The following is a 19,849-nucleotide window of genomic DNA, read 5'->3' on the forward strand; positions in this document are numbered from 1 at the left end:
GCCTGGTCGAAGCAGCCGGCTACCAGGCCCGGTGGGGCCGTCCCTTCCCTCGACACGAACTCGAAGCTCTCCGGACTGCCTGGCGCAGAACGGTCCACCCTCAGCGCGACGCGAGCCGGAACACGGGCCAGCCGATCTCCGTTCGCCACGTCGAGGGGTCCGGATTGTCGCGCGGGCCGACCACATACGTTTCGTGGACGGGACCGTCCACCGTGAGGGCGTGGTCGACCACCCAGGCGCCGAGCCGGCCGTAGGTGACGTCGATGTCGTCGTGGGGTCCGTGGTGGACGACGACGGCGAGTTCGGCGGGCGGCAACTCCACCGGCCGCACCCGTCCCCGGGCCGGCGGGTCGGCGACGGACCGGTGGACCAGGACCGCGCCCCGGCCGCCGGTGAACAGCTCGTTGGCGTAGCGGCCACCCGGCGGACCGAGCGGAGGCAGGCCGGCGATCGCGGCGTCGAGCTCGGCCATCGCCCGGTCGAACCACGACAGCACGTCCTCCTGGTCGACGACGTCTTCGACCGCCGCGACCGTCCTCGCCGCCACCGAGCGGAGCTCGACGTCCAGTCCGGCGTCCTCGGGAGACACGGGAGACAGGAGCCGCTGCAGGGAGACCACCGCGGCCCGGGTCCGCTCGAGCTCCTCCTCCAGCCGCCGCAGGTGGCCGGCGACCAGGTCCGCGCGCTCCGCCGCGTCCTCGGTCGCGAGGATCTTGGCCACGTCGGCCAGCGGCACGTCCAGCTCCCGCAGCCGGTGGATGACCTGCGCGGCCGGGATCTGGCCGGCGGTGTAGTACCGGTAGCCGCTGGCGGGGTCGATCGAAGCGGGCTCCAGCAGGCCGGACTCGTGGTACCGGCGCAGGGTCCGCACACTCAGGTGCGTCAGCTGCGCGAACTCGCCGATCGTCAATCCACGGAACACCCCTCCACTGTGCACCGCTTGACCCTCTCCCCGGGAGAGACCCCACGGTGGACGACATGAGTGAAGCGATCGACACCCGTGAACTGCCCGCAGTGATCACCGGCTACCTGGCCGCCCACCAGGCCCGCGACCTGGACCCGGCGCTGGCCTGCTACACCGAGGACGCCGTCGTCACCGACGAGGGCCGCACCCACCACGGCAAGCGGGAGATCCGCGACTGGCTCGCCCGCGCCGCGAGCGAGTACACCTACACCACGACGCTCGTCGCGGCCCACCGCGTCGACGACCGGCACTACGTCGCCGTGCACCACCTCGAGGGCGACTTCCCCGGCGGAGTCGCCGACCTGCGGTTCCGGTTCACCTTGGACGGTGATCACATCGCCGGACTGGTGATCGAGCCGTGAAGATCAGGGAGCGGCCTGACGCCGGGGCTCCGTGGCCCGGTAGGTGCCGGGTGTCCGCCCCATGGTGCGGGTAAACGTTTCGACGAACGCGCTCGGCGTGGACCAGCCGCACCGGTGCGCGGTCTGGGTGACGCTGGCTCCCTCCGCGAGCTGGATCATCGCGTGGAACACGCGGGTCGTGGTGCGCCACTGCGGATAGGTGGTCCCGAACTCGACGCGGAACAGCCGGGACAGCCGTGCGCTCGCTGGTCCCGGTGCGGCGGGCCAGCCACGCCGTCGTGCGGGGCCGGCTGAGGTCTTCGGTGACGAGCCGGCACGCGTGGGCCAAGCGGGGGTCGCGGGCCACGGGCAGGGTCAGCGGCTGGTCGTGGGCGCGGCGGAGGCGGTCGCGGAGCACGAGGTGGAGCCGGGCGGCCTCGGCGGCGCCGAGGCCGGGTTCGGTGGCGGCGATGAGGAGTTCGCGCAGCAGCGCGCTGACGGCGATGACCGAGGGCGCGCTGCCGTCCAGCGGCGCGTCGTGGCTCGGGAACATCAGTGTGAGCACCTCGGAAGCGCCGTAGACGCGGTGTTCGTGCCAGGTGCCGGCGGGCATCCAGACGGCGCGGTCGGCGCAGGCGACCCACGCGCCGCGGTCGGTGCGGACCGCGAGCACGCCCCGGATGACGTACACCAGCTGGTGCTCGTCGTGCCGGTGCCGCTCGATGACGTGCCCGGCCGCGTGCCGGTGGCGGTTTTCTGACACTGATCGACAGATTATCGGAAGTGCCGCCCGGCGGCGGCTGCGAACGTGAGCGCATGACGACCAGCGCGCCGAAGAACCGCCTCCGCCGGATCGCCGTGGACACCCGCCCGCTGGCGAATCCCGTGTTCCGCCGGACGTTCCTCGGTCAAGGCGCCGCGGTGGTCGGGACGATGGTGACCGAAGTCGCCGTGCCGGTGCAGCTCTACGACCTCTCGCACTCGTCGTTCGACGTCGGTCTCGCCGGGCTGGCCGGGCTCGTCCCGATCCTGGTGTTCGGGCTCTACGGCGGCGCGATGGCCGACGCCGTGGACCGGCGACGCCTGTACCTGGTCTCCTCGGCGCTCACCTGGGCGGTCACGCTCGCGTTGTTCGCCCAGGCGGTGGCCGGGCTCCGGTCGGCGCCGCTGATCCTCGCGCTCGTCGCGGTGCAGTCCGGCGGTTTCGCCGTGTCGTCCGCGGTCCGCGGCGCCATCGTGCCGGCCCTGGTCACCCCGGATCTGGTGCCCGCGGCCAACTCGCTGAACTACACGGCCTCGACGGTCGGACAGGTACTGGGCCCCCTCGTCGCGGGCGTCCTCCTCGGACTCCCGAACGGATTCTGCTACGCCTACGGCGCCGACGCGGTGTTGTTCACCGCCGCGCTCTACGCCACCTTCCGGCTCCCGGCCCTGCCTCCGGCGGCGCCCCTCGGCCGCCCCGGATTGCGCTCGGTCTTCGACGGCCTGCGTTTCCTCGCCGGCCGCCAGGTCCTGCTGATGTCCTTCCTGGTCGACATCGCCGCCATGGTGCTGGCCATGCCGACCGCTCTGTTCCCCGAAGCCGCCGAGACGCGGTGGCACGGCGGAATCGGCCTGCTTTACTCCGCCATCGCGATCGGCTCGGTGCTCGCCGGGCTGTCCAGCGGCTGGATCGGCCGGGTGCGGCGCCAAGGCGCCGCCCTCACCGCGGCGGTGGTGGTCTGGGCCGGAGCCGTCGCGCTGGCCGGGCTCGCCCCCACCCTGTGGCTCGCGGTCACGCTGCTCATCGTCGCCGGCGCGGCCGACCTCGTCAGCGCGGTGTACCGGCAGACGATCCTGCAGACCGCCGTCCCCGACCGGATGCGCGGCCGGCTGCAGGGCGTGTACACCGTCGTCGTCACCGGCGGTCCCCGCCTCGGCGACCTCCGCGCCGGGATCATGGCCTCGGCGCTCCCCCTCGCCGTGGCCTGGTCGGCGACCGCTCTGACGTGCGCGGTATTCGTCCTGACCGGCGCGGTCCTGGCAAGGTCGTTCTGGCAGTACACGCCGGGCAAGGACCGGGCCGAGGAATAACGGGGAATTTCGCGTCGAGCGGGAAGAACGGCTCACCTGGCGGAGCGGACATGGTCTACCTGCAACCCCACGGAGGCGGCCCGCACGGCACGACCGACACCACCGCGGGCAGGCCACGAAGGTAGTCCTCCAGTGCTGCCCTGTCCCGTGCGGACAGGTCGGGCCGGGAGAAGACCCACCACGCGGGCCCGGCGCGGGTTCTGCCGGTGCTGACGCCGGTAGCTCCCCGGCCGAAGGGCGGCGGATCGATCGGCAGCGGCGTCAGGGCGTCCTTGTTCTCCGCGTAGCCGTGCTCGTCGAACTGCACGACGAAGGCGTCGGCCGGACGAAACGCCTGGACGTCCGCGATTGTCCAGCAGACCAGCGACAGCACGGCGATCACCAGCGACGTCGTCCCCGACAGCACCGTCCGCCGGCGTTCGGCCCATCCCGCGGTCAGCACCACCAAGCCCGCGGGAGCATAGATGAACACGCCGAGCAGCGCGAAGAGCACGCCGACCACGAGCAGGCCCAGGCCCAGGACGGTGCACGCCAAGCGAAACCGGCGGCCGTCACGCGTGAAGAACAGTGCTGCCAAGGGAACTGCGACAAAGCCCGCATAGAACACCAGCAGGTCAGGGGCCGCACCCGCGATCGCCCACGCCGCGGCGCCGGCCGCGGTCAACACCGCCAGCCCGATCAGGCCTCGCCGCCACCACGCGACAGGTTCGACATCGACTCGAGTGTCATCGGACATCACGGCCCCCCGCGAACACCGGCTTTTGAGCGTTCGCTCAAAGGTTACGCTGATTTGAGCGAACGCTCAAATCAGCACCGGATGAGACCAGTGAAGGCCCTCCAAAGGCGGGTCCCCGTTCAAGGTCCCGGGCGTGTCCGTGGACCGGGTTGGTTCATGCGCAGGATGAAGGCGACCGCGTCCTCCGAGTGGGCTGTCGGCGCCAGAACCTCCTGCAGGAGCAGGCCACGCATCGCGGCAATCGTGACAGTGGCCAAAGTCATCGCTTCCTTGGCGCCGAGCCCTTCCCGTTCCGCGAGCGAGGCGAGCATCTTGGTCAGGTCGTCGAGTGAGTCGATGAACTCACGGAAGTCCTCCGGGCTGTACGCGGCCAGTCCTACGACATGGAAGAAGCCACGGACCCGCGACAGCTGCTCCGGGCGGGTGTAGGCCCGCCAGATCGCCACGACGAGGTCGTCGAAGGTGCCGTGCCGGGCGGCCTCGAGCAGTACCTCGTTGTCACGGGATCGCTGCGCCTTGAGCATGGCCGCCAAGACGCCCGGGAGTGACCCGAAGTGGTAGCGCAAGAGGGCGTGGCTGGTCTCGGCCCTGGCGGCTATCTCACGCAGCGACACCTCGGGCGAGGGAAGACCCTCCTCGAAGGCGTCGAGAAGCCGGACCAGGAGACGCTCGCGTGCGTCTCCGCCGCGTTCCGTGCTTGACAGGATCACTCCCACAGTTTATCCATTGGAAAAGAAGGGCCGCGTTGCTCACACATGGTCGCAGCCGGCGCCGGCGGAGGGAACGATTCGTGGAACGGTGTCAAGTGGTCGGCGCGACGGTCGTCGACGGATCGGGTCGCGACCCGGTCGACGTCGACGTCAGCATCGAAGACGGGCACATCACCCAGGTCGGTGCCTCCGGCGCACGCGGCGAGCGCCTCGATGCCGGTGGCCTGACGATGACGCCCGGCCTGATCGACGCTCACGTCCACTTGGGCTTGTCGAGCCCGATCCAGCCGCAGTTCTCGTTCCGGATCAGCGCCGCCGAGCTCGCGGCGGACATCTTCGGCACGGCCGGCGCGACGCTCGACGCCGGCTTCACCACCGTCCGGGACACCGGCGGGGTCGACGGCGGCCTCGTCACCACGATCGCGAAGGGCAAGGTCAGGGGGCCGCGCGTCCTGTCGTGCGGACCGGTTCAGTGCCAGCTCGGCGGGCACGGCTATTACGGAGCCGACTGGGAACCCACCGAGCTGTGGAGCAGCCACCACCTGCCCGGCCTGTGCGCCCTGTCCACGATGTCCGGCAACGCCGACGAGCTGCGGCACAACGTGCGCGAGGCCTTCCGTCGCGGAGCCTCCTTCCTGAAGCTCTGCGTGACCGGCGGAGTGGTCGGCGCGCACGACCGGCTGACCGACACCCAGTTCACCGTCGAGGAGATCGCCGTCGCCGTCCAGGAAGCCGCGGCGCGGGGCACCTACGTGACGGTGCACGCCCACAACAACGACGGCATCCGGAACGCGGTCGAGGCCGGGGCGCGCTGCGTCGAGCACGGCACCGACCTCGACGAATCCACGGCCGCCCTGATGGCTGCTCGCGGGGTGGCCCTCGTGCCCACGTTCGCCGTCGTCGAGCAGCTGCTGCACGACACCGCCGGAGCGGGCCTCGACGCATCGACCCGCGAACGGGTGCTGGGTGTTCGTGAGCGGATGACCGAAGCGCTCGCCGTCGCCAAGGAGGCCGGCGTGCGGATCGGGCTGGGTTCCGATCTCATCGGCCCGGCTCAGCACCGCCGAGGCGAAGAGCTCAAGCTGCGCGCAAAGCTCGAAACACCGATGGAAGCTCTCGTGGCGGCCACCAAGACCAACGCCGAAATCCTCGGCCTGTCCGGCCAAGCCGGGGTCATCGCTCCCGGCGCGCAGGCAGACCTCGTGTTGTGGAACGGCAACCCGGTCGAAGATCCGGAGCTGTTCGCTGATCCCGCCAATGCCGTCCTCGTTCTCCAGGCCGGCCGAGTTGTGAAGGACCTCCGATGAGCACCATGTGGCAGGGCTGCCTCGCCGACACCGACTACTTCGAGCTGCGTTCCAGCGGAGGGCACGACTACGGCGTCTGGGTCACCACGCCACCGGGCTACGACCCCGCCACGACGCAAGCGCCGGCCGTCTACGTGCTCGACGGCAACTGGACCGTGGGCATGACGGCGCCGCTCATCGTCACCCAGCTGGACCCCATGCAGCAGATCGAGCCCTACATCCAGGTCAGCGTCGGCTATGCGGGCGAAGAAGCCCAGCACTGGGCGCGGCTGCGCAACCGAGATCTCGTGCCACCCGGCGAGCCCATCGCCCAGGAGTTCATCGATGCCGTGGAGATGGGAGTTCAAGCGGGCGCGAGGACCCGCGAAGACGCCGACGCCTACCTCGCCGAATTGAAAGACACCCAGGCCGACGCGTTCCTGGGCTTCCTCACCGCGGAACTGCACCCGCGGATCGAACGCGACTTCGGCACCGCCGCGAGCGGTCACGGCCTCTTCGGCTACTCCTACGGCGGACTTTTCAGTCTCTACACCTGGCTCACCGGGAGCACGCTCTTCGAGAGCATCGGAGCGGGCAGCCCCGGTGTCGTCAGCGAAGACAGCCAAGTCTTCGCGATGCTCGAAAAATCGGGTGACCGCCTGCCTGCCGCCAAGCTCCACCTGACCGTCAACGACCGGGAGCTCCTCGGAGACCTGGCCGTCTACCAGAACCTCACGAAGAACGCGGCCACCGTCCTGCACCGCCTGACCGCCCGCGGCGCAGCCGTCACCAGCGCGGTCCTGCGCGAAACGCACGTGACCGGCCTGCAGGCCTCGTTCCTCAGCTACCTCAGGACCTGCCGTGCCCGGTGAGCGCCCGAGTGCCGATGTGGTCGTGATCGGGGCAGGGGTGATCGGTGCGTCGATCGCCCTCGAGCTGGCGCGGGCGGGGCACCGGGTGATCGTGCTCGACCGGGCCGCGGGGGCCGGCCAGGGGTCGACCTCGGCCTCGAGTGCGATCGTCCGGTTCAACTTCTCCACCACCGCCGGGGTGGCGACGGCGTGGGAGGCGCACTTCGGCTGGCTCGACTGGGCCGGCCACCTCGGGCACGAGGTCGGCGACCTCGCGGTGTTCCGCAAGAGCGGGCTGGTCATGCTGGACGTCGAGGCGGCTCCGCGTTCGTCGTGGCTTCCGTTGTTCGACGAGATCGGTGTCCCTTACGAGGAATGGGACAGCGCGACCTTGGCCGAGCGCGTTCCCGGCATCGACGCCGGCCGCTATTGGCCGCCGAAGCGGCTCGACGACGAGGAATTCTGGGAGGACGCGAAAGACTCGCTCGGTGGCGTGTACACCCCGGACGCCGGTTACGTCTCGGACCCGGGCCTCGCCGCCGTGAACCTCGCCGCCGCGGCCTCGGCGTGCGGGGCGGAATTCCGCTTCCGCAGCACGGTGGCAGCGGTGGAGGAGGCCGGCGGGCGGGTGACGTCGGTGCGGCTGTCGGACGGCACCCGGATTCCCTGTGCCGTCGTGGTCAACGCGGCCGGTCCGTGGTCGGGCGCGGTGAACCGGTTGGCCGGCGTGGGTTCCGGCTTCACGGTCGGGGTGCGCCCGATGAGGCAGGAAGTAGCGCACGTGCCGGTCCGGGAGGGCTACGGCGGGCCGGTGGTGGCGGACATGGATCTGGGCACCTATTTCCGCGGTGAAGCAGGAGGGGACCTGCTCGTCGGCGGAACGGAACCGGAGTGTGATCCGATGCCGTGGACCGACGACCCCGACGCCGTCGGCATCCACCCGACGGCCGCGGTCTTCGAGGCTCAGGTGACGCGGGCCGCGCGGCGGTTGCCCGGTCTGGCGGTGCCCAACCGGGCGCGCGGCGTGGTGGGCGTGTACGACGTCGCCGACGATTGGACGCCGATCTACGACCGCACCGAACTCGAGGGCTTCTACGTCGCGATCGGCACGAGCGGCAACCAGTTCAAGAACGCGCCGGTCGTGGGGCAGCTGATGACGGAGCTGATCAACCAGGTGGAGAACGGCGTCGACCACGACTCAGTGCCCGTCCGGTTCCGGGCCCCGCGCACCGGCCTGGAGATCGACCTGGGTGCGTTCTCCCGCAAGCGCAACCGAAACACCGCGAACTCGGGCACGGTGCTGGGCTGAAGGCGTTGCGTCCGGGCGCGCGGCAGCATGCCGCAGAGCCCGGAGCCGGGAGGAACGGGATCCAGCTCTGTCTCGGGGCGCGGACGCCCGCACCGGCCGGAGCGCGGTGGACCCGTCTAAAGCGTGGTGGCGTGGATGCCGGCCAGGACGACGTCGACGATCTTCTCGGCCACCTCGCGGGTGAAGGGGCGGCGTCGCCGGTTGATGTAGAGGTACACCGGCCCGGACAGCAGTTCGGTGAGGAAGTAGCTGTCGACAGGGGGAATCTCTCCGTTGTCGACGGCGCTGTCGAATCGCTTTCGGGCGGTGGCGAGCCGTTGGTCGTAAGCGACCCGCACCGCCTCGTCGAGATCCGTGTTGCCGGGAGCCGCGATGGCGGCCTGCGCCAGGGCCCGGCCGATCGAGCTCGACAGCCGCTCGGAGAACACCATCAAGAAGTCGACCAGATCGCGGCGAAGGTCGCCGGAGTCGTGAAGAGGCGCGGACTCCTCCGCGTACTGCAGCAGCGCGTCGCTGACCAGCCGGGCGCGGTCCGGCCAGTTGCGGTAGACGCTGTTCTTGTTGACGCCGGCGAGTTCGGCGATCTCCTCGTAGCGCAGGCCGGCCACGCCGTTCCGGGCGATGATCCTGCTGCACGGCGGCGAAAGCACCCACGTCCAGTACGACACGTTCCGGCCCCTGCTCGGTGACGGCGTCCGGGCGATCGCCTACGACCAGCGCGATTCCGGAGCGTCGGTCAACCCGCCCGCCCCCTACGGCATCCCCGACCTCGCCGAAGACTGCGCCGCGCTCATCAGGGGACTCGGATACGAACGAGCGCACCTCTTCGGATCCTCCTTCGGCGGGCTTCATCGCCCTGCAGGTCGCGGTATCGGTGCCCGACGTCGTGCAGTCGCTGACGGTCGGCGCCACCTTCTCCGACGCCTCGGCCCTGCAAGCACCCGTGGCGTCCAAGATCGTCGAGCTGTCGCCGTCGCACCGCGATCAGCGGATGCTCGCCTTCGCCCTGTCCGAACGCGGGCAAGCGGACGAAAAGCCGGTGGCCGGACTCCGGTCGATATTGGTCCACCGCTCACCGGAAGCGGATGCGCGGCGACTGGCCGCGATCCCCGGTTTCGACCTCACCGGACACCTGCCCGGGATCACGGCGCCCACCCTGCTCATCTACGGCGAGGACGATCCCGCGGCCGGGCCCGCGATCGGACGGAAGATCGCCGACGCGATCCCCGGGGCGAGGCCGGCGGTGATTCCGGGGGCACGTCACGGAATCACGATGGAGTTCGCCCGGGAAACCGCCCGGCTGCTCCGCGATTTCGTGCTCGCCCACCCGTCGCGGTCATAGTCCCTGACTCATCGTTGCTTTTGTGGAGAACGCATGAAAATACTTGTCTCCGGCGCGGGCGTCGCCGGCCTCTCCCTCGGCCGCGACCTCGGGACGCGAGGTCATCAGGTCACGATCGTCGAGCGGGCCGATCGGCTCCGGGGCAACGGTTCGCCCATCGACGTCCGCGGCGACGCGATCGAGGTCGCCGAGAAGATGGGCATCCTGACCGCGATCCGCGACGCGCGTATCCGCATGACCGAGCAGGTGCATTTCGTCGACGAGAACGGCGCGGCCATCGGCCGGTTGCCCGACGACATCGGCGATTCGCCCGACGACATCGAGATCGCCCGCGAGGATCTGGCCCGGATCCTGGCCGACGCGCTGCCCGGAACCGTGGAGCTGCGCCTGAGCGAGTCGGTGACCGCGATCGCCGAGCACGACGACCGCGTGGATGCCGGCTTCGCTTCCGGCAGCTCGGAAGGCTTCGACCTCGTCCTCGGCGCCGACGGTGTGCACTCGGCGGTGCGGCGGCTCGTGTTCGGTCCGGAGCGGGATTGGCTCCGGCATCTCGGTCTCTACGTCGCCATCACCGACATGCCCGGCGAGGCCGACGCCGAAGCCGAGCGGATCAACCCCATGTACAGCTACCCCGGGCACCTGGCCGGCATCGCCCGGTTCAAGGACAAAGCCATCGGTCTGCTGATGTTCGCGTCGCATCCCCTCGACTACGACCACCGCGACGTCGAAGCGCAGAAGAAGATCCTGTTCGACCAGTTCGCCGAGTGCCGTTCGTGGAAGGTCGGGACGATCCTCGACGCGGTGCGCGCCGATCCCGACCTCTACTTCGATTCGGTCAGCCAGATCCACCTGCCCGCCTGGCACCGGGGCCGCGTCGCGCTCGTGGGCGACGCCGCCCACTGCGCATCCCCCCTTGCGGGGCGGGGCACGTCCCTGGCGATGACCGGGGCCCAGTTCCTCGCCGAGGAACTCGAGCGCGCGGAGGGAGATCACGTCACGGCGTTCCGGCGCTACGAGGCCCGCCAACGGCCTTATGCCGAATTCGCCCAGGGCACGGTCGAGGGTGGTGGCACGCTTCTCGTGCCACCCACCCAGGACGCGATCGTGGCACGGAACCGCTGCTCCAGCCGGTCGCGGCGGGCCGATAGCACGCCCGCCGGGGCCCGGCTGCCGAGTGGTCCGGGGCCCAGCCGGGAGGTAGACACGGCCGTACTCCCGGCCAACTGGAAGCGGACGCCGTTGTACACCTTCTGGTGGCGAGGGCGGCCGAACCCCCGCCGCGTGCGAGCGGCACCGACGCCGGCGCTGTCCGCACCCGTCGTCCAGGCACTCGCGCAACCACTGCGTTCGACGCTTCCCCCGGCTCGACCCCCGCACGGGCACCACGAGCACTGATCGCGCGAGGAGTCTTGAAGGATCTTGGCTACAGGTGGGCTGCCGTCCGGACGAGCCTGGCGACGGCCATGGAGCGGCTGTGCGCAGGCCAGGCGAGAACGGTGGTGACGGGAGGTGCGCCGGTCAGGGGAACGGCGGCGTGTGCGCTCCACAGCCAAGATCGGGCGGAGGCGTTCGTGACGGCGACGGTGTGTCCGAGGGCGATCAGCTGCGCCAGCTGCGACTGGTCGTGGATCTCGGGGCCCGGGCCGGGCGGGTAAGCGCCGTCGTCGCACGGCCAGCGGGCGATCGGCAGATCCGCCAGATCGCTGATGTCAGCCATGGTCAGAGACGTGCGCGTGGCGAGGGGGTGCCTCGCGGGCAGGATGGCGACCTGCTCCTCGGTGAGCAGGTCTTCGGTGTCGAACCCGGCGAGGTCGTGGAAGGGTCGCTGCATGAGCGCCACGTCGGCGCGGCCGTCTCGCAACATCGGCGCCTGTTCTCCCATTCCGCACAGCAGCACCTCGATCTCGGCTGCGTCGGATTCGGCGGCGTGGGCATCGAGAAGCATCCGCAACAGCTCGTGGTTCGCGCCGGCCTTCGTCGCCAGCGTCAGGCGGCTCGTGGAGGACGCGGCGCGGCGGGTGCGCCGGGCGGCCGCGGCGGTTGCCTCGAGGATGGCCCGGGCCTCGTCGAGCAGTACCCGGCCTGCGTTGGTGAGGGTGACGCCGCGGCGGTTGCGTTCGAGCAAGGTGACACCGAGACGCCGTTCGAGCTGCTGGATCGCCCGGGACAAGGGCGGCTGAGCGATGCCGAGGCGCTCGGCTGCCCGGCTGAAGTGCAGTTCCTCGGCGACGGTGACGAAGTACCTCAGCTCGCGGGTCTCCAGCGTGTCCACCGCATCACGATACTGCGGTGATACCGGGCGGGTATGACAGCGCACCTGATCGGTGTTGGGAGACCCTCGCCGGTGGGCAGGATCAAGGTCATGAGCGACAAGAAGCTCGCGTTGGTGACCGGCGCGAACAAAGGACTCGGATACGAGATCGCCGCAGGGCTGGGTGCCAGGGGCTACCGCGTGGCGGTGGGTGCCCGCGACGAGGCCCGGGGCGAGGCGGCCGTGAAGACGCTGCGCGCCGCCGGGGTGGACGCGTTCGCGGTCCCGCTGGACGTCACCAGTGACCGCAGCGTCACCGAGGCCGCGGTCCTTGTCGAACGTCAGGGCGGTCGCCTGGACGCGCTGGTCAACAACGCCGCCATCTCCGGAGAGATGGGACCGGGATGGACGCAGGATCCGGCCACGCTCGACCTCGACGTCGTTCGCAAGGTCGTGGAGACCAACGTCTACGGAGTGATCCGGGTGACCAACGCGATGCTGCCGTTCGTGCGGCGCGCAGCGTCGCCGCGGATCGTCAACATCTCCAGCAGCGTCGGGTCGGTGACCTTGCAGGCGGACCCGGACATCGAAGCCGGCCCGGTCATGGCGGCCTACGCGCCGACGAAGTCGTACCTCAACGCCGTCACCGTGCAGTACGCGCGACAGTTCACCGGCACGGACATCCTCATCAACGCCGCCTGCCCGGGCCTGGTCGCGACCGATTTCTCCGGCTTCCGAGGGCGTCCGCCCCAAGAGGCCGCGGCCACCGCGATTCGTCTCGCCACACTGCCCGACGGCGGACCGACCGGCTCCTTCTTCAACGACGACGGCACCATCCCCTGGTGACCCGGCCGGCCGCGTCCGCGTGGTGGCCGACCGCCGCAATGCCTCGGCGGTGATCGGAAACTCACGAATGCGTCGTCCGGTCGCGTTGATGCTCCGGCGGTGCCCAGGAACCGATCACTTCGAGGCTCGCGGCGGGCACGGCTCAGCACCTGGCGGCAGGTTTCCCCGCGCGTGGGATCGTTCTTCGCCTGCATCCGTCCTTTGCGGACGGTGATGCGGAGCCGACGCTGGCCATGGTCATGGAGCCGCCGTGGGGCGGGGTCGGTGGCATGAGGGAGTCGCCGAGCCGGAACTGGACGGTGCCCATGGTGAGGCCGAGAGCGTCGGCGGCGACCTGGAGGTGTACGTGCCGGGCCCCATGTCGCTGGTCGCGGACTGGACCAGGGCGGTGCCGTCGGCGTTGAGCCGGACGTGGGCTGCGGGACGTGCGGAGCCGCCTGGTCCTGCCGACCGGGCCGGGGTTCCTGGACCACGAGCTGTTCGTCCGGCAGGCGCTGGACTTCCTCCGCGGCTGACCGCGCCGGCTACTTCACCACCGGCAGCGCGATGTTCGACGGGCCGGCCGCGTTGTGGTGCACGGTGTGCGTCACCGGCTTGAGCGCCGTCGCCGTCCCGGGGGCTTCCCCCGTGCCGGGGTTGCGGGCGAATCGCGGGAACGCACCGCCCGAGATCTGCAGCCGGATGCGGTGCCCGGCCGCGAACCGGTGTGCCGTGGGGTCGAGCGTGATCGCGACCCTGCGGACTTCGCCGGGCGTCGCGTCCGCCTCGGCGCACCGGATGATCCGGTCGGTGACGTTGATCGAACGACCCGCGGGATCGACGTCGCAGACGCGCGCGAAGAGGTCGGCGTGGGCGTGGTCGGACGCCAGGTGCAGCTCCACGACCGGCTGCCCGTGCACTTCGACGGAGGCGGTCAGCGGTGCGGTCGTGAACGTGAGCACGTCGGCGCGCTGCTCCAGCTTCCGGTTGTCCCGGGCTCCGCCGCTGGGAGCCATGAGCCGTCCCCCGACCGACGGCGTCGGATCCGCCGGGTCGTAGCGCAACCGCGTGGTCCCCGTACCGTCGGCGGGCGGCGCCGGGGTGAGCTGCCGCGCCGCCCCCAGGTACCACGGGGTCGATGTCGTGTCTTCGGGCGGCCAGCTCCGGTGCCGCTGCCATTCCCCGGCGCCCCCGACGAACACCTGGACCGGTGCACTGCGGGTCGCGGCGGTGCGGCCCGCGACGTGGGTGTCCAGCCACGAGATCGCCTGCGGCATCGAGACCTTGTTGTCGACGGTGAGGTGCGTCCACGGGCCGATGGTCAGCGCGACCTCGACGTCGCGCGCCCGCAGGGTCCGGTACTGCTGCAGCGTCTGGTTGAGGAAGTAGTCGTGCCAGCCACCGATCAGCAGGGTGGGGACCGTGGTCCGCGTCAGCGCGCCGGTGACCCGGAACGGCTCCCAGTAGGGATCGCGCACGTCGGGGTGGTCGATCCAGTCGTCGTACCAGGGCGCGCCCTTCCCGCCCAGGCCGTTCATCGAGCCGCGCAGCGGCAGCCTGTCCAGTGCGCCGCGCAGCCGGTGTTCGGCGCGCACCATCCGGATCAGACCGGCGACCGGGCCGGCGGTTTCCTGGTGGGAAAGGAGATCGGCCCAGCTGAGCATGGTGAAGAGGTCGAGCGGGCCCTGCTGGTAGGCGGCGTCGGCGAGGTCGTGCACGCCGATCATGACGACCATCGCCTTCAGCTCGGGCGGCGGATCCATCGCCAGCGCCCACTGCGTGAAGCCCAGGTAGCTGCCGCCGGCGGTGGCGAGGCGTCCGTCGAACCAGTCCTGGGTGCGGAGCCACGCGACGGTGTCCTGGGCGTCGTCGGCTTCGTTGACGCCGGGAACGAAGGTGCCCCCGGAGCCGAAGGTGCCACGCGTGCTTTGGAACAGGACGTGGTAGCCGCGTTCGGCGTAGAGCTGAGCCGACAGCAGCGCGTAGGGGAATCCGCGGCCGTACGGGCAGCGGACCAGGATGGTCGGGACGGGCTCGGTGGTCACCGGGATGTAGTGCTCGGCGAGCAGGGTGACGCCGTCCCGCATCAGCACCGGGATCTTCCGCTCCACCCGTACCGGGTTGCGCCGGGCCGGGAGCCGCCACAGCCGCCCGGCGGCCGCACCCACCAGGCGTTGGACAGTTCCGAGTGGCTTACCGCTGCGCATGGGATCTCCTTGGTCTTCGTCGGGGCGGGCCGGGGGGGGGCGCAGTGCGTCGCCCGGATCCGCAGCGGCGCGAACTCGAGCGCGATCGCGCGACCGATGTCCGAACCACCACCGGTGACGAGTGCCGTCCTGCCTGCGAATCGTGCCGCCAAGACCCGTTCCCACCGGACACGGCGGTCAGTAACGGGTCTTGGCAGCGCGAAGCAACGGAGACACCGTCGACGGGCGGCCGTCGACGGTGGCTCCCGCGAACTGCAGGCTCGGCGCCAGCACCGCGTTGTTTTCGGCGGGGAAATTGAGCTTCGGAGCCGACACCTCGTCCAGCGCGGCACGGTGGGCTTCGCCCAGCGTCACCGCCAAGGCACCGAGGTTCGTCTCGAACTGGTTCATCCGGCGCGCACCGATCACCACGGAGCTGATCCCGGGCCGCCCCAGAGCCCAGGACAGGGCGGCTTGCGCAGCCGGGACACCGGCTTCCGCGGCGACGGCGTTGAGCGCGTCGATCACGACCAGCTCGGCGTCGCCGGGCATCCGCGCCCGCGTGGTGTCGACGCCGGTCTTCGTGGCGCTCGAGTACTTGCCGGACAGGAACCCGCCCTTCAGCGGCGACCACGGCAGCACGCCCATGCCCATGGCCTGGGCCATCGGGATCAGCTCACCCTCCGAGGTCCGTTCGAGCAGGGAGTACTCCAGCTGCAGGGCGATCACCGGAGCCCAGCCACGCAGCCGCGCGATCGTGGCCGCTTCGGCGGTCGCCCAAGCCGGGACGTCCGAGAACCCGACGTAGCGGATCTTGCCCGCGCTGACGAGGTCGTCGAGCGCGCGCAGGGTCTCCTCGACCGGCGTGGCGGGGTCGAAGTTGTGCAGCCAGTAGAGGTCGACGTAGTCCGTCCGGAGGCGGCGCAACGAGTTTTCGAGCTGTTGCACGATCGCCTTGCGGCTGGGTCCGCCGCCGTTCGGGTCGTTCTCGTACAGGTTGCCGAAGAACTTGGTGGCGAGCACGAGCCGCTCGCGCAGCCCCGGCCGCTCGGCGAGGAATTCCCCGATGATGTGTTCCGCGTGGCCGTTGGTGTAGAGGTTCGCGGTGTCGATCGAGTTGCCGCCGCGGTCCACATAGGCCTCGAGGATCTTCTTCGATTCGTCCGGGCTCGCACCCCAGCCCCAATCTTCTCCGAACGTCATCGTGCCCAGGGTGAGTGGGCTGACCCGAAGACCTGATCGGCCGAGGGTGACGTAGTCGTCGAGGGACACTGTGGACCTCCGCGATGCTGGACGGTGGGACACCGGCGAGGCCATTTCCCCGCTCCCGCCAGTGAACCCCCGCCGACGTCGATCACCTAGATCGATGCGCTCGACTCGATGCACGATCCGCTCAACTTCGCCCCGATCGTGGGGATGGACCGGCGCACCGCGGCTGTGCTTCACTCGACCGGTGAGTCACCTCGCGGAGCTCGGACGCCGCATCACGCGGTTGGCCGGCGACGACCTGCATCCGGCCTGGCTCGGCGACGTGCTGGTGTTCACCGCCGCGCACGTCACGGAACCGATGAGCTCGGTGACCGAACCCATGCTCGTCCTCGTCGTGCAGGGCGCGAAGCGGTCGGCGCTCGGCGACCGCGTCTTCGCGCACCACCCCGGCCAGGCCGCCGTCTTCACCGTCGACCTGCCGCTGATCTCCCAGATCATCGAAGCCAGCCCGCGCAGGCCGTTCCTCACGCTCGGCCTGCGCCTGCGGCCCGCGACGATCGCGGAGCTGCTGATCGACTGCGGCCCGGTCGCGGCCGGCCCGCACGACGGATCGGGGATGGCGATCAGCGACGCGGACGACGAGCTGCTCGACTCGCTGGTCCGGCTGCTCCGGCTGTTCGACGACCCGCGCGACCAGAAGGTCCTGGGCGCCGGCGTACGGCGCGAAATCCACTGGCGGTTGTTGAACGGTCCGCACGCCGCTTTGATGAGGCAGGCGGGCCTGGCCGACAGCCGGCTCGCGCTCGTCGCGCGCGCGATCGAATGGGTTCGCGCGCGCTACGACCGCGTCATCCACATCGACGAACTCGCCTCCGCCATCGGCACCAGCACCTCTTCCCTCAACCGGCACTTCCGCGCCGTCACCGCGATGAGCCCGCTCCAGTACCAGAAGCAGATCCGGCTGCAGAAGGCCAGGATGGAACTCATCGCGGCACCGCACGACGTCGCGGCGATCGGCCACGCGGTCGGTTACGACAGTTCGTCGCAGTTCAGCCGCGAGTACCGGCGGATGTTCGGCGCCCCACCGGGGCAGGACGCGCTCCGGCTCCAGTCAGCGGTGATCGTCCGCGAATAGCCGACCCGGCAGGTGCCGCACGAACCAGCCGGGCACCGCCTGCGCGCCCCGCCGCGTTCATGGTCCATCAGGGACCGCCTTGTCGCGCCACAACCGCCATCGGCGATCGTGCGCATACCCGAGCGGACCCGAACTGCTCCCCGGCCCGGGGCTTCGCGGGTGGATTTCCGTGACTGTCACCCGGTGCGGAGGCAGGTGATCCAGTAGTCGCCGCCGCGATCCCTGGTGACGCCGTGGGTTTCGCTGGGGAAGCCGGGGAACTGCCGGTCGAAGTCCTCGAGGGCGCGCAGGTAGCGCAGGGTCGGCTCCTCGTGGCCGCCGGCGTTCTCCCCGGGCATGAGGACCGGGATGCCTGGTGGGGTGGTGACGACCTGGGTGGCGACCGTGCGGTGGGCGAGTTCGGCGAGGCGGACGGGTTCGGTGCCGCCGCGCAGCAGCCGCTGGTAGGTCTGGGCGGGGGTCAGTTCGGGGCGCGGTGGGTGGGTGAACGCCGCGTCGAGCAGCGGGATGAGGTCGCTCTTGCGGAGCTGTGCGTGCATTTGGTCGCACAGGTCCCGCAGCGTGAGACCGGCGTAGCGGCTGGGGTGGTCTTCGACCAGTGCCGGGAGGACGTCGGTGAGGCGCGCGCCGGTGTCGTAGAGCGACTTGAAGTCGAGGAGCCCGTCGATGAGGGTGCCCCATTTGCCCTTGGTGATGCCCATGGAGAAGAGGATCAAGCAGGTGTAGGCGTCGGTCTTCTCGACGACGATGCGCCGGGTCTCGAGGTAGGCGGTGAGGATCCGCGCCGGGATGCCCTGCTCCGCCGCGGTGCCGCGGGCGTCGGTGCCCGGGCACGTGACGCTGACCTTGACCGGGTCGAGCAGGCAGTAGCCCTCTTCCAGGTCCGGGAACCCGTGCCAGGCCGCGCCGGGCTCGAGGCTCCAGCACGCGGGTTCGCTGCGCAGCAGATCCAGCGGCGCGTCCGCGAAGGGATACCGCTGCCCGGTTCGTGGGTTGTCGACCTCGTCCGGCTGCCAGGTGCCGAAGAACCAGGCGGGGCGGTCACCGGCGGCGGCGATGCGGCGGCCGATGCGGGCCACCGCCTGCCGGAACTGGATGGCTTCGGTGACGGCCTCGTCGACCAGCCACCGGCCGCCCGGTCCGTCCATCATGGCGGCGGCGACGTCGAGCCCGGCGATCATCGGGTACAGCGGCGAGGTGGTGGCGTGCATCATGAACGTCTCGTTGAACTGCCGGTGCTCGACCGGCGAGCGGGGCGAGTTCTTCACGTGCAGCATCGCGCTCTGGGAGATCGCGGCGAGCAGCTTGTGGGTGGACTGGGTGCTGAAGACGGTCGGCCGGACGGCGTCGGGCACCGCGGCGGAGTCCACCGCCATGCCGTACCGGCGAGCGTAGAGCGGGTGGAACCGGGCGTAGGCGAACCACGCTTCGTCCAGGTGCAGCCGGGGCACGCTGGCACCCAGCAGCTCGGCGACGCGAACCGCGTCGTAGCACAGGCCGTCGTAGGTCGAGTTGGTGATCACCGCGTACACCGGGTCCGGCGTGGCGGCTTCGGCTGCGAGCGGGCTGCCCGGCACGAGGCCGGCGACCGATTCACGACTCAGCGCGGCGGGCGGGATCGGGCCCATCAGCCCGTAGCCGTTGCGGGTGGGCACGAGGTAGACGGGGCGGCCGCCGGTCAAGGTCAACCCGTGGTAGATCGCCTTGTGGCAGTTGCGGTCGACGAGGACCAGCTCGTCGGTGGCGATGCTCGCGTGCAGCGCGATGCGGTCGCCGGTGGAATCGCCGTGCAGCACGAAGTAGGTCAGGTCGGCGCCGAAAATGCGGGCGGCGTTGCGCTCGGCGTCGCCGATCGGGCCGGTGTGCTCGAACAACGAGCCGAGTTCGGCCACGGAAATGGACAGGTCGGTGCGGAACAGCCGTTCGCCGTAGTAGTCGAACAACGCCCGCCCGACCGGGGACTTCAGGAACGCCACGCCGCCGGCGTGGGCGGGGGTGTGCCAGGAGTATTCGTGGGTGTCGTCGAAGCGGCGCAGTTCCCGGAAGAACGGCGGCAGCATTTCGTCGCGGTAGCGCCGCGCCGCCACGCCGATCCGGCCGGCGATGAACCCCGGCGTGTCCTCCAGCAGCCACACGTATCCGCAGATCACTTCCGAAACCCACAACGGCAGGTCGTCCACCGAGGTCGATGTGGTCACCAGGAAGACCGGGAGCCGGGTGAACCGGCCCCTCAGCGCGTTCAGCACGGCTTCGGCGGACGCCTCCCGGTCCTCGTCGCGGAGGTCCCAGCTCACCAGGGCGGCGGTGAGGTCGGCCCGGCTCCGCACGAGGGCGAGCGCGTCGTCGTCGGTACCGGCACGCAGGACGTCGTGCCCGTCCGCGGCGAGGTGCTCGCAGATCCGCGTCAGCTGGGCGTCGAGCACCGAGTCCGGCGGGATGTCGTCCAGCGCCAGCAAAATCGTCGAACCAGCCACAGTGAAGTCCCTCCGCCGAACTGCGCTCACCCAGATATAGCGGTGTCCGGCTAGGGCGTCGATCGGCCGAAGGCTTGCTTCCGCGTACCTCTTTTGAGGAGAAGCCGGGTGATTGTGGCTCCCGGTGACCGGTTTTTTCCTCGTCCGAGTTAGTCGA

At 70.5% G+C, this 19,849-nt stretch carries 18 protein-coding genes and 2 pseudogenes; 10 read left to right on the forward strand and 10 right to left on the reverse strand.

The window, feature by feature from the left end; genetic code table 11:
- Window positions 1-100: 100 nt before the first annotated feature.
- Window positions 101-922 (reverse strand): MerR family transcriptional regulator, encoded by an 822-nt coding sequence (locus ACH54P_RS12250; RefSeq protein ID WP_489912494.1) that lies wholly within the window; start codon window positions 920-922, stop codon window positions 101-103.
- Between the two features lie 56 nt (window positions 923-978).
- On the opposite strand from ACH54P_RS12250, the gene ACH54P_RS12255 reads away from it, so the two are divergent.
- Window positions 979-1,326 (forward strand): nuclear transport factor 2 family protein, encoded by a 348-nt coding sequence (locus tag ACH54P_RS12255; protein ID WP_489912495.1) that lies wholly within the window; start codon window positions 979-981, stop codon window positions 1,324-1,326.
- A 3-nt stretch (window positions 1,327-1,329) separates the two neighbouring features.
- Here ACH54P_RS12255 and ACH54P_RS12260 read toward each other — a convergent pair whose 3' ends face one another.
- Entirely contained in the window at window positions 1,330-1,560 is a 231-nt protein-coding gene (locus tag ACH54P_RS12260) for a helix-turn-helix domain-containing protein (RefSeq protein ID WP_489916402.1), read from the reverse strand.
- A 361-nt stretch (window positions 1,561-1,921) separates the two neighbouring features.
- Window positions 1,922-2,068, reverse strand: a pseudogene (locus ACH54P_RS12265) (AraC family ligand binding domain-containing protein); the annotation flags it as partial.
- A 53-nt stretch (window positions 2,069-2,121) separates the two neighbouring features.
- Here ACH54P_RS12265 and ACH54P_RS12270 point away from each other — a divergent pair.
- Entirely contained in the window at window positions 2,122-3,378 is a 1,257-nt protein-coding gene (locus ACH54P_RS12270; RefSeq protein WP_489912496.1) for an MFS transporter, read from the forward strand.
- A 55-nt stretch (window positions 3,379-3,433) separates the two neighbouring features.
- On the opposite strand, the gene ACH54P_RS12275 is transcribed toward ACH54P_RS12270, so the two are convergent.
- Together ACH54P_RS12275 and ACH54P_RS12280 are read right to left on the reverse strand one after the other, a co-directional pair.
- The gene (locus ACH54P_RS12275; RefSeq protein ID WP_489912497.1) at window positions 3,434-4,114 is read right to left on the reverse strand and encodes a hypothetical protein; all 681 of its coding nucleotides are present in this window, start codon (window positions 4,112-4,114) and stop codon (window positions 3,434-3,436) included.
- 119 nt (window positions 4,115-4,233) lie between these two features.
- Window positions 4,234-4,824 (reverse strand): TetR/AcrR family transcriptional regulator, encoded by a 591-nt coding sequence (locus tag ACH54P_RS12280; protein WP_489912498.1) that lies wholly within the window; start codon window positions 4,822-4,824, stop codon window positions 4,234-4,236.
- Between the two features lie 80 nt (window positions 4,825-4,904).
- Here ACH54P_RS12280 and ACH54P_RS12285 point away from each other — a divergent pair, with 80 nt between their 5' ends.
- The 3 genes from ACH54P_RS12285 to ACH54P_RS12295 are packed head-to-tail and all read left to right on the forward strand — an operon-like array spanning window position 4,905 to window position 8,270.
- Window positions 4,905-6,131, forward strand: a complete 1,227-nt coding sequence (locus tag ACH54P_RS12285; protein ID WP_489916404.1) for a metal-dependent hydrolase family protein — start codon at window positions 4,905-4,907, stop codon at window positions 6,129-6,131.
- Complete coding sequence (locus ACH54P_RS12290; RefSeq protein WP_489912499.1) at window positions 6,128-6,982, forward strand: alpha/beta hydrolase; 855 nt, start codon at window positions 6,128-6,130, stop codon at window positions 6,980-6,982. Before ACH54P_RS12285 ends, ACH54P_RS12290 begins: the two co-directional genes overlap by 4 nt.
- Window positions 6,972-8,270, forward strand: a complete 1,299-nt coding sequence (locus ACH54P_RS12295) for an NAD(P)/FAD-dependent oxidoreductase (RefSeq protein WP_489912500.1) — start codon at window positions 6,972-6,974, stop codon at window positions 8,268-8,270. The genes ACH54P_RS12290 and ACH54P_RS12295 overlap by 11 nt, the downstream gene beginning before the upstream one ends.
- A 116-nt stretch (window positions 8,271-8,386) precedes the next feature.
- Here ACH54P_RS12295 and ACH54P_RS12300 read toward each other — a convergent pair whose 3' ends face one another.
- Complete coding sequence (locus ACH54P_RS12300; RefSeq protein WP_489912501.1) at window positions 8,387-8,938, reverse strand: TetR/AcrR family transcriptional regulator; 552 nt, start codon at window positions 8,936-8,938, stop codon at window positions 8,387-8,389.
- On the opposite strand from ACH54P_RS12300, the pseudogene ACH54P_RS12305 reads away from it, so the two are divergent.
- From ACH54P_RS12305 to ACH54P_RS12315, 3 genes and pseudogenes are all read left to right on the forward strand, one after another.
- Window positions 8,892-9,059, forward strand: a pseudogene (locus tag ACH54P_RS12305) (alpha/beta fold hydrolase); the annotation flags it as partial. The gene ACH54P_RS12300 and the pseudogene ACH54P_RS12305 overlap by 47 nt on opposite strands.
- Before the next feature lie 85 nt (window positions 9,060-9,144).
- A complete protein-coding gene (locus ACH54P_RS12310) occupies window positions 9,145-9,612 on the forward strand; it encodes an alpha/beta fold hydrolase (protein WP_489912502.1) in 468 nt (155 codons plus the stop codon).
- Window positions 9,613-9,645: 33 nt separating this feature from the next.
- Window positions 9,646-11,007, forward strand: coding sequence for an FAD-dependent monooxygenase (locus ACH54P_RS12315; protein ID WP_489912503.1), 1,362 nt, complete (start codon window positions 9,646-9,648; stop codon window positions 11,005-11,007).
- 28 nt (window positions 11,008-11,035) lie between these two features.
- Here the strand turns inward: ACH54P_RS12315 and ACH54P_RS12320 are convergent, their stop codons facing one another.
- Window positions 11,036-11,884 carry a LysR family transcriptional regulator gene (locus ACH54P_RS12320; RefSeq protein WP_489912504.1) on the reverse strand — a complete coding sequence of 283 codons (849 nt, stop codon included), beginning with the start codon at window positions 11,882-11,884 and terminating at the stop codon, window positions 11,036-11,038.
- A gap of 90 nt (window positions 11,885-11,974) precedes the next feature.
- Between ACH54P_RS12320 and ACH54P_RS12325 the strand changes: the two genes are divergently transcribed.
- Complete coding sequence (locus tag ACH54P_RS12325; RefSeq protein WP_489912505.1) at window positions 11,975-12,709, forward strand: SDR family oxidoreductase; 735 nt, start codon at window positions 11,975-11,977, stop codon at window positions 12,707-12,709.
- Window positions 12,710-13,233: 524 nt separating this feature from the next.
- Here ACH54P_RS12325 and ACH54P_RS12330 read toward each other — a convergent pair.
- On the reverse strand, window positions 13,234-14,895 hold the full coding sequence (locus ACH54P_RS12330) for a CocE/NonD family hydrolase (RefSeq protein WP_489912506.1): 1,662 nt from the start codon (window positions 14,893-14,895) through the stop codon (window positions 13,234-13,236).
- A gap of 177 nt (window positions 14,896-15,072) precedes the next feature.
- Complete coding sequence (locus tag ACH54P_RS12335; RefSeq protein ID WP_489912507.1) at window positions 15,073-16,146, reverse strand: aldo/keto reductase; 1,074 nt, start codon at window positions 16,144-16,146, stop codon at window positions 15,073-15,075.
- A gap of 181 nt (window positions 16,147-16,327) precedes the next feature.
- On the opposite strand from ACH54P_RS12335, the gene ACH54P_RS12340 reads away from it, so the two are divergent.
- On the forward strand, window positions 16,328-17,218 hold the full coding sequence (locus ACH54P_RS12340; protein ID WP_489912508.1) for an AraC family transcriptional regulator: 891 nt from the start codon (window positions 16,328-16,330) through the stop codon (window positions 17,216-17,218).
- A 176-nt stretch (window positions 17,219-17,394) separates the two neighbouring features.
- Here the strand turns inward: ACH54P_RS12340 and ACH54P_RS12345 are convergent, their stop codons facing one another.
- Window positions 17,395-19,692 carry an Orn/Lys/Arg family decarboxylase gene (locus ACH54P_RS12345; protein WP_489912509.1) on the reverse strand — a complete coding sequence of 766 codons (2,298 nt, stop codon included), beginning with the start codon at window positions 19,690-19,692 and terminating at the stop codon, window positions 17,395-17,397.
- Window positions 19,693-19,849: the final 157 nt, after the last annotated feature.

It is taken from the genome of Amycolatopsis sp. N2S4-7 (genome assembly GCF_058119595.1).

What these genes read in the sequence shown, in the direction of transcription:
- ACH54P_RS12255 (WP_489912495.1), top strand. Translation starts at nt 979, where the DNA reads ATGAGTGAAGCGATCGACACCCGTGAACTGCCCGCAGTGATCACCGGC.
- ACH54P_RS12270 (WP_489912496.1), top strand. Translation starts at nt 2,122, where the DNA reads ATGACGACCAGCGCGCCGAAGAACCGCCTCCGCCGGATCGCCGTGGAC.
- ACH54P_RS12275 (WP_489912497.1), bottom strand. Translation starts at nt 4,114, where the DNA reads ATGTCCGATGACACTCGAGTCGATGTCGAACCTGTCGCGTGGTGGCGG.
- ACH54P_RS12290 (WP_489912499.1), top strand. Translation starts at nt 6,128, where the DNA reads ATGAGCACCATGTGGCAGGGCTGCCTCGCCGACACCGACTACTTCGAG.
- ACH54P_RS12315 (WP_489912503.1), top strand. Translation starts at nt 9,646, where the DNA reads ATGAAAATACTTGTCTCCGGCGCGGGCGTCGCCGGCCTCTCCCTCGGC.
- ACH54P_RS12325 (WP_489912505.1), top strand. Translation starts at nt 11,975, where the DNA reads ATGAGCGACAAGAAGCTCGCGTTGGTGACCGGCGCGAACAAAGGACTC.
- ACH54P_RS12330 (WP_489912506.1), bottom strand. Translation starts at nt 14,895, where the DNA reads ATGCGCAGCGGTAAGCCACTCGGAACTGTCCAACGCCTGGTGGGTGCG.